We start from the raw sequence: 7,423 nt of genomic DNA on the forward strand, positions 1-7,423 counted from the left end.
GTTTAGCCATGGCCCGGCCGATCGCCGAAGAAGATGAGGAAAAGCCGCTCGACCCCGCGGCCGAGAACGTGCGCCGCAAGCTCGTCCGCTTCATGATCGTCAATCTCGGCCTTCTGTTCCTCGCCCTTATGGTGGTGATCGGGGCGCTTGTCTACAAAGCCCGCAACGCGCCGGTGGCCGGCCCGGCGCCCGCCGGCGATGCCCAGGCTCCGGCCGGTGCGCCGCTGTCGGGCGACATCGTGCTTCCCGTCGGCGCCAAGGTGATCAGCCACTCGCTCTCCGGCAACCGCCTGTCGATCGACGCCGAGCTTGCCGATGGCGGCCGTTCGATCTTCGTCTACGACATCGCCGAGCGCCGCATCATCGGCCAATTCGCGGTTCGCAACAAATGAGCGGCTTTGCCGAGCAGCGCAGCATTGCGACCGTCGCGCTCGTCGTCGCCAATTACGACGAAGCGATCGCCTGGTATGTCGAGCGGCTCGGCTTCCTGCTCATCGAGGATGTCGATCTCGGCGCGGGCAAGCGCTGGGTCACCGTCGCGCCGGCGAAAGGCAAGGGGGCGCGGCTGCTCCTGGCGGAAGCATCCGGCGAAGAGCAGGCAAGCCGCATCGGCAACCAGACCGGCGGCCGGGTCTTTCTCTTCCTCGAGACCGACGATTTTTCCCGCGATCACCAGGCGATGCTCGCCAAGGGCGTCGAGTTCCGCGAAGCGCCGCGCTTCGAGGCCTATGGCACGGTGGCGGTCTTTGCCGATCTCTACGGCAATCTCTGGGACCTGATCGAGCCGAAACGGCAGGGCTGACCGGCGGCGGCCGGCAAAGCGCGCGAAGCGTTCGAAACCCGGAGCGGAGCACTCGTTTGGCAAGCCAATGAATGCTCCGCTTCGGCTTTTTGTTTTGTCGCAGTTCTTGTCGGAAAACCGTACGACACTTTTCCAGAATCTGCTCGGTTGCTTTTTTGCGGCCGCCAGCCTATGTAGCCGGTTCTTGAGCGCGCCCATCGTCTAGCGGTCAGGACACCGCCCTCTCACGGCGGGAACAGGGGTTCGATTCCCCTTGGGCGTACCAAGCTTTTAAGCGTTTAGCTGTTTAATAACGGTCTAATAGAGACCATTGCCGCCCTCATTTTCGGAGAGCCACAAGGCGCGCACAACCCTGTCCGCACCTGACCGGCCGAATTGCGCAAAGTTCTATAGCGTCGGACGTTGCCCCCTAGTTAAGCGCCCAGACGCTCCTCCGTATAATTATTGTCATCATTCTTTGTCTCGGTGGTGATTTTGGAGCGAACGGGCTTGCCGTGACTAAGGGGAATTTCGGCGTATGTTCCATCAGGGAATTCAGCTACGATTTTCATGTCGCCGCCAAGCCCTCGCACATAGCGTTCCATAGTCTTGATCTGGACCGATGCGGGAGACTTCTCGATACGCGACACCTCGGCTTGCTTCAGACCTGTTCTAGCAGCTACGGTCATTTGCGTTACGGACATAGCCTTTCGAAGCTCGGAAAGATGTACAGCCCTTAGGATTTCGGCAGCGCCCTTTTCGATCTTGGCCCGACGCTCTGCTGGTAGAGCGTCAATGCGTTCGCGAACGGGGCGAAAATCTGATCGCTTTGCCATTAGTCTACTCCTTTTCTGCCTCAAGCCATTCATCAAACCGTTCGTCTGCGGTCGCGATGAGCTTCTTGTAAAACTTGCGCTGCGCCTTGCCTTCCTTGTTTCCACCACACAGGACAACGGCTTGACGGTCTTCGTCGAACGCGAAAGCAAAGCGCCAAACACCGCTCGCATTGAATCGGATTTCTTTCATTTTCTTGTGCTTGGACCCATTCAGCGTATCAACGAGAGGGCGCCCGAGATTGGGACCAACTTCCTCCAGAGCCAGCATCACTTCATCGAGCTTGTCCGAGACCTCATCATTGAGGTCTTCACGCTCCCGGACAAAGTCCGGATGTTCGAGAACCGTCCAAGCCATTGGCGGAATATAGGTTTAAACTGATATAGCGTCAATCTGATAATTTTTCGCTCCGCTCTTTAGTGGTTGCCCCCTCTATCCCGTGGGTGGCCCCGTGCTGTTTATACCGCAACAACAGCGCGTACCCCAGGCGGGGGCTCTTTTGGTTTTTAGCTGACACCGCCAATTCCATTCGCGAAGCGAGCAGCAGAGGAAGATCAGAGCGGATCGGACAGCGGTGGCGGTTCCTACAGAGGGGTTTCCGAATGAGAAGTCACCAATGCTGGACGCGAGGCGGTGCATGTGATCGGAAAAACGCCGTCCGGGGAGAACGCACATTTCGCGCTGATCCGGCAATCGCGAAAAAGCCTTTCCGCCTCCTAAAATCTCATCGTGAAAGAGATGGTCTCAGCCAAGGCATGTCGATGAGGTCTATGCCGCTCTTCCGCCGAAAGGATTTGCCACAGCGCAGCCCTCAAATCTTTGGAGGCTACCCGCTCCCTATCACTCTCCAACCCTGGTCGTGCTCGTTGCTTCTGGCGTGCGGCTGTCGAATGAATTAGCTTCGGAGCATGGATCCAAGGCGCGGCCGTGCGCAGGGCACAAGGGCGAGAAACTGCAAATAGTCATAAGCTCTCGGGGAGGAGTCCAATGCGGAAGCTGCAGTCGCAAGGCGTTCATCACATCACGCTGGTCGGCGCCGGGCGCCAGACCTCGATCGACTTCTGGGAGGGCATGCTCGGCATGCCTTTCATCTTCGAGCAGCCCAATCTCGACAAGGCGAGCGAAAGCCATCTCTACTTCGATCCCGGCGACGGGCGGCTGATCACCGTCTTCACCGACGAGACCCGGGTCCCGGTCAAGCGGCGGACACCGACCGATATCGGCTGCGTCCATCACATCGCGTTCTCTGTGTCGCGGGTTACCTTCCTGCAGGCTGTCGCGCGGCTCGACGAGCGCGGCATCAAGCACAGCGGTGTCAAGGATCGCGGCTTCATGGATTCGATCTATTTTGAAGATCCGCTCGCGCTGTTGATCGAGCTCGCGTCCTACCGCTTCGATCCGCCGGCCGGCTTCGCCCATGCCGACGTGCTGATGGAGGCGCACAAGATCCGTGTGGCGCGAGGCGACTACAACATCGCCGAATTGCACCTCGCCGACGCTATCCAGGCGCTGGTCGAGCGGTCGCGCGAAACCCTGTCGGAAAACAGGGCGCCGAAGAATCCGTACTGAGCAAGCAAAGGGAGGGACATGAAATGGCAAAAGCTGCAACAAAGAGCGCGAAGAAAGCCGCTGCCAAGGCCGCGCCGAAAGCAGCGGTAAAAGCCGCCCCGAAATCGGGCGCCAAGGCATCGGCGAAGGCGTCGGCCAAAGCGGCCGCGAAGGCGACCTCGAAAATGGCGAAGCCAGCTAAGAAGCCTGGCATAAAACTCAGCATGCTGAGGCCGAGCGTCAACAACATGACGGTGAGGGTGTTCGCGCGCGCGGCCGGGCTCGATCCGGCGGAGACCGATGCCTGGGGCCATACGCGTTCGCCCGAATTCCTGGCGCGCAATCCGGCGCATCTGACGCCGATGATCGAGGACAAGGGCCTGCCTCGCGGCGTGCTGTGGGAAAGCTGCGCCATCATGCAGTATCTCGCCAACAAGCACGGGCTGGACAAATTCTATCCGAAGGCGCCGGCCAAGCGGGCGATGATCGACAGCGCCATGTTCTATCTGGTCGGCACGCTCTATCCTTATGTCGCGCGCGCGACCTATCCGGCGCTCGGCTTCCCGCAATATGCCGGCGAAGTCGGCCACAGCGATGCCCATCCGGACAAGAAATCGGACGCGCAGAAGGCGGCGATGGCCGCGATCGCCGAGCCGCTCGAGGTGTTTCACTCCTTCTTTCGCAACGGCAAACCGTTCATCGGCGGCAACAACCCGTCGATCGCCGATATAAGGCTGGCGGCAACGCTGGAATTCCTGGCGGTCATCGACTATCCGCTGCCCAAATGGGCGAAGGAGTACGTGGCGGCGCTGGAGAAGAAGCTCGGCAAGGCCTATGCGGAGCCGGCCGGCGACGTGCGCGGCTACATCGCGCATGTGAAATCGCAGGCCGGGGCGTAACAGCCGGCTCAGGTTAAGGTTTCGTTTACCCAAGGCCTGTCTACTGGTCACAGTCCTCGCCGCGACCACGGATGTACTGGCGCGAAGCGGAGGCGAAGGGAAAGGTCGGCCCAGCGCCGGCCTTTTGCTTTTCCGGCGGTTGTATCGCCTCCCACGGCAATCACGACATACGACTTATCCGGTGCCAGACCGGTTGAAATCCTATTGTCATCGGCGTGATTGATCCTACCATTACGTTAGGTTGACAGGTGCGAGCCGGGCAAAAAGCGATGAGGACGGCGATGACAAGAATGGTGAAACTTTCCGCGGTCGCGAGCGCGCTCCTGGCGAGCGCCGCCATCACGGCCGAAGCCGCGCCGCTCAACGGTATGAACGAGGTTGGCGCCGCCTTGCTCGCCTGCTGGACGCCGCCGGCCAATTCCGACAATTCCTCAGTCACGCTCAGCTTCAGCTTCAAACGCGACGGCACGCTGATCGGGCCGCCGAAGACGACCGCTATCCATGTCAGCGGCGACGACAAGGCGCGTAAGGCGTATATCGACGCTGCGACCAAGGCCCTGAACGATTGTCTGCCGCTCAGCCTTTCGCCCACACTGGCGCAAGGCATTGCCGGAAACGTCTTTACGCTGCAGTTCAACTCGCCGAAGAAGTAGGCGGAGGCCTGACTATTTTTTTCGACGGAGTTCCGGAGGGAAGGGCACGGCAAAGGCGCCGAGCCTAAAGCGCGTCGCGATCTTCAGATTCGCTCCATGCGCTTTAGGTTCTCGGGAGACATGCTGTGCCGCAGTTCTCCTGGAATTGCTTTCAGGTCAAACCGCGTGCGCGCCTGATCTGGGCGTGCTTTTCCAACTCCGGCATCTCGAAGACATAATCGTTCCAGGCGGAGTCCGGGATCTGCCCGGCCAGGTAGCAATCCAGCAGAAGGCTTTGTTCGGGGGTAAGGGCTCTCGGCGCATGCTCATGATCCAGCCCAAGCGAATGGATCAGGTTTCTGGTCAGGCCAGAGACGGTGAAGTGAATGGACATCTTCAGTCTCCTCTGCGCTGCGCGCGTCACATCAACGCCAACAACGCCCGTCACCGGGCAAAGGTTTCATCAGCGATCCGTGATCGCGCCGCGGTCGAGGCCGGGCTGAATCTGTCGGGTTGTCTTTCTGCATCCGGGCAGTGGATCGAGCCGACATCGACCGGCAGATTGAGGCAAAGCTACTCGCAGACGACGCGGTAGCGCTTGCCGGTTTCGCCGACATTCCTGCAGGTAAGGGAGGTCTGCTCGCCCGAAGACTGATCAGCGAGATCCTGGTTATATGAAGGCCTTGCCGGAGACCTGGAATAGCGCCGGACAGACGGGCCTTGCGGCGCGCCCGGCGGCGGCAAAGGAAACAAGTCCGAGGCGATCTGCCGCGACGTGGTCGTTCCCGGCGGCGCCTTGTCCCAGACACGCCTGACGTCCATCCGGCTCGGGACGATCACCGTGCCGTCGTCGCTGCGCGCGCAACCGCCCGCCGCAAGCAGCGCCGGGCACAGGATGAAAGCCGCGATTCGACCAAACATTAGCAACACCTCAGGCACCTTATAATGCGTTGTTGCCATGATCGCCAACGGGCGGATTACCGCAGTCGGCGCCACGGTCGGAATCTGGCTCAACGGCACCGGGCGGCAGGCGGTTGCAATGATTATGGTTAGCGGATCGTTAATGCTTGTCGGGCACATTCCGCCGACGGACCGGCACAGTTCGGCCTTGGGGGTAGGAATGGCGGATACGGACGGGACTGTCGAGGCGAACAACAAGGCGGACAGGCGCGGCAACGAGGCCTTTCTCGGCGACGTCCACGATATGGCCGGGACCTCGGAAGCGCTTGCCAATCTCACGCTGATGGTCGATTCGATGCCGATCGGCGTCATCGTTCTCGATGCCGAATTGCGGGCGGAGGTGGTCAACCGGGCATTTTACGACTTCTGGCAGATCGATCCGCGACGCGCTCCGGCCGGCAGTCGCTTTCGCGACCTCATGGAAGCCAGTCGTGATGCCGATCCGTTCGGCGCCGAGGAACACGCCTGGCAAAGCCATGTGGCCGAACGGGAGGCCGAAATCCGGGCTGGAAGCGCAGGGTCCAGGCAGTTGCCGCGCAAGGACGGCCGCACGCTGATCGCCTCGCTGGCGCCTCTTCCAGGCGGCAAGCGGCTGATCTCCTATGTCGACATCACCGACATGAAACAGCGCGAGACCGAGGCGGAGGATGCGCGCAAGAACCTCGTCACCGTGCTGGAGTCGCTGCCCGCGGGGGTCATCATCTACGATCGCGACGACCGCTTCGTCTTCGCCAACCGCAAGCTGCAGGATACGCTGCCGGCGCTGAAGCCGGCCTGGCAGCCTGGCCGCACGTTCCGCGAGGCGTTGGCGCTTGGCCACTCCGTCGGCTACTTCCGCTCGAGCGGCGACCCCGGAATCGACGGCCTGTATGGCGTCGACACCGAGCGCTGGCTTGACGCCATGCTCAAGCGGTACCGTTTGCCGAGCTCGGCCTACGAACGCCTCAACGCCGACGGGCGCTGGTACCAGGTCTATGACATGCGCACCGACGACGGCACATTCATCGGCGTGCGCGTCGATATCACCGACATCAAGGCGCGCGAGAAGGCGTTGCGCGATTCCATGCGCCAGATCGACCTTTACCGGCATGTGATGGACGAATTGCCCGTGGCAGCCTTCATCAAGGCCGACGATCTCAGCATAGAATTCGTCAACAAGGCCTGGTGCGCGCTGACCGGACTGCCCAAGGACGAGGTGCTCGGCAAGACCGATCGCGAGCTTTTCGCGGCGCAAGAGGCGGACGGTTTCAGCAATGACGACAACGAAGTCGTGGCGACCGGCGCGGGACGCGAGATCGAGGAGGCCGTCACCCATCGCGACGGCACGGTGCGCCAGCTGATGACGCGCAAGAGCCGGCTGGTGGCGATCGACGGGTCGGTGCATCTGGTCGGCTCCAGCACCGACATCACCGACGTCAAGGCGCGCGAGCAGGCGCTGCGGCAGAGCATGAGCGAGAACGAGGTGTTCCGCAGCCTCATCGACAATGTGCCGGTGTCGATCTATGCCAAGCGTTCGGACCTCAGGCAATTCTACGTCAACAAGGGCTGGTGCGATCTCACCGGCTTCAGCAAGGAAGAAGCCGTCGGCAGGACCGATGTCGAGATTTTCGGCGCGGACGGCGAAGCCTTCGTCGCCGGCGACCTTGCCGTGCTGCGCACCGGCGAGACGCAGGAGATCGAAGAAACGGTGACGATGCCGGACGGCAGCGTCAGGCACCAGTTCGCGCGCAAGGGCGCGATGATCGCCTCGGACGGCTCGCTCTATCTCA

General features: G+C 61.3%; 10 protein-coding genes and 1 tRNA gene. 7 read left to right on the forward strand and 4 right to left on the reverse strand.

Annotated elements, in window-relative coordinates; translation table 11 throughout:
• The first annotated feature begins 8 nt into the window (after positions 1-8).
• The 3 genes from FJ980_RS18375 to FJ980_RS18385 all read left to right on the forward strand — a co-directional run bounded on the left by FJ980_RS18375 (position 9) and on the right by FJ980_RS18385 (position 1,067).
• Positions 9-392 (forward strand): fimbrial protein, encoded by a 384-nt coding sequence (locus FJ980_RS18375; RefSeq protein ID WP_140545125.1) that lies wholly within the window; start codon positions 9-11, stop codon positions 390-392.
• Positions 389-802 carry a VOC family protein gene (locus FJ980_RS18380; RefSeq protein ID WP_140545127.1) on the forward strand — a complete coding sequence of 138 codons (414 nt, stop codon included), beginning with the start codon at positions 389-391 and terminating at the stop codon, positions 800-802. Before FJ980_RS18375 ends, FJ980_RS18380 begins: the two co-directional genes overlap by 4 nt.
• A 190-nt stretch (positions 803-992) precedes the next feature.
• Positions 993-1,067: transfer RNA gene (locus FJ980_RS18385), tRNA-Glu, on the forward strand.
• 148 nt (positions 1,068-1,215) lie between these two features.
• On the opposite strand, the gene FJ980_RS18390 is transcribed toward FJ980_RS18385, so the two are convergent.
• Together FJ980_RS18390 and FJ980_RS18395 are read right to left on the reverse strand one after the other, a co-directional pair.
• Positions 1,216-1,617: a helix-turn-helix transcriptional regulator gene (locus FJ980_RS18390; protein ID WP_181164948.1), complete on the reverse strand. Its 402-nt coding sequence runs from the start codon at positions 1,615-1,617 to the stop codon at positions 1,216-1,218.
• Between the two features lie 4 nt (positions 1,618-1,621).
• On the reverse strand, positions 1,622-1,972 hold the full coding sequence (locus tag FJ980_RS18395) for a type II toxin-antitoxin system RelE/ParE family toxin (protein WP_140545131.1): 351 nt from the start codon (positions 1,970-1,972) through the stop codon (positions 1,622-1,624).
• A 630-nt stretch (positions 1,973-2,602) separates the two neighbouring features.
• Between FJ980_RS18395 and FJ980_RS18400 the strand changes: the two genes are divergently transcribed.
• The 3 genes from FJ980_RS18400 (at position 2,603) to FJ980_RS18410 (ending at position 4,715) form a co-directional block, all read left to right on the forward strand.
• A complete protein-coding gene (locus tag FJ980_RS18400; protein ID WP_140545133.1) occupies positions 2,603-3,184 on the forward strand; it encodes a VOC family protein in 582 nt (193 codons plus the stop codon).
• A 23-nt stretch (positions 3,185-3,207) separates the two neighbouring features.
• Positions 3,208-4,062, forward strand: coding sequence for a glutathione S-transferase family protein (locus tag FJ980_RS18405; protein ID WP_140545135.1), 855 nt, complete (start codon positions 3,208-3,210; stop codon positions 4,060-4,062).
• Positions 4,063-4,352: 290 nt separating this feature from the next.
• On the forward strand, positions 4,353-4,715 hold the full coding sequence (locus tag FJ980_RS18410) for a hypothetical protein (protein WP_246676453.1): 363 nt from the start codon (positions 4,353-4,355) through the stop codon (positions 4,713-4,715).
• A 151-nt stretch (positions 4,716-4,866) separates the two neighbouring features.
• Here FJ980_RS18410 and FJ980_RS18415 read toward each other — a convergent pair whose 3' ends face one another.
• Both FJ980_RS18415 and FJ980_RS18420 read right to left on the reverse strand, forming a co-directional pair.
• Positions 4,867-5,088 (reverse strand): hypothetical protein, encoded by a 222-nt coding sequence (locus FJ980_RS18415; protein WP_140545139.1) that lies wholly within the window; start codon positions 5,086-5,088, stop codon positions 4,867-4,869.
• A gap of 179 nt (positions 5,089-5,267) precedes the next feature.
• Positions 5,268-5,615 carry a hypothetical protein gene (locus FJ980_RS18420; RefSeq protein WP_246676454.1) on the reverse strand — a complete coding sequence of 116 codons (348 nt, stop codon included), beginning with the start codon at positions 5,613-5,615 and terminating at the stop codon, positions 5,268-5,270.
• Positions 5,616-5,814: 199 nt separating this feature from the next.
• On the opposite strand from FJ980_RS18420, the gene FJ980_RS18425 reads away from it, so the two are divergent.
• A partial coding sequence (locus FJ980_RS18425; protein ID WP_246676455.1) for a PAS domain-containing protein occupies positions 5,815-7,423 on the forward strand: 1,609 nt, incomplete at its 3' end.

Source organism: Mesorhizobium sp. B1-1-5 (assembly GCF_006443065.1).
Taxonomy (GTDB): Bacteria; Pseudomonadota; Alphaproteobacteria; order Rhizobiales; family Rhizobiaceae; genus Mesorhizobium.

What these genes read in the sequence shown, in the direction of transcription:
- FJ980_RS18375 (WP_140545125.1), top strand. Translation starts at nt 9, where the DNA reads ATGGCCCGGCCGATCGCCGAAGAAGATGAGGAAAAGCCGCTCGACCCC.
- FJ980_RS18380 (WP_140545127.1), top strand. Translation starts at nt 389, where the DNA reads ATGAGCGGCTTTGCCGAGCAGCGCAGCATTGCGACCGTCGCGCTCGTC.
- FJ980_RS18390 (WP_181164948.1), bottom strand. Translation starts at nt 1,617, where the DNA reads ATGGCAAAGCGATCAGATTTTCGCCCCGTTCGCGAACGCATTGACGCT.
- FJ980_RS18395 (WP_140545131.1), bottom strand. Translation starts at nt 1,972, where the DNA reads ATGGCTTGGACGGTTCTCGAACATCCGGACTTTGTCCGGGAGCGTGAA.
- FJ980_RS18400 (WP_140545133.1), top strand. Translation starts at nt 2,603, where the DNA reads ATGCGGAAGCTGCAGTCGCAAGGCGTTCATCACATCACGCTGGTCGGC.
- FJ980_RS18405 (WP_140545135.1), top strand. Translation starts at nt 3,208, where the DNA reads ATGGCAAAAGCTGCAACAAAGAGCGCGAAGAAAGCCGCTGCCAAGGCC.
- FJ980_RS18410 (WP_246676453.1), top strand. Translation starts at nt 4,353, where the DNA reads ATGGTGAAACTTTCCGCGGTCGCGAGCGCGCTCCTGGCGAGCGCCGCC.
- FJ980_RS18415 (WP_140545139.1), bottom strand. Translation starts at nt 5,088, where the DNA reads ATGTCCATTCACTTCACCGTCTCTGGCCTGACCAGAAACCTGATCCAT.
- FJ980_RS18420 (WP_246676454.1), bottom strand. Translation starts at nt 5,615, where the DNA reads ATGTTTGGTCGAATCGCGGCTTTCATCCTGTGCCCGGCGCTGCTTGCG.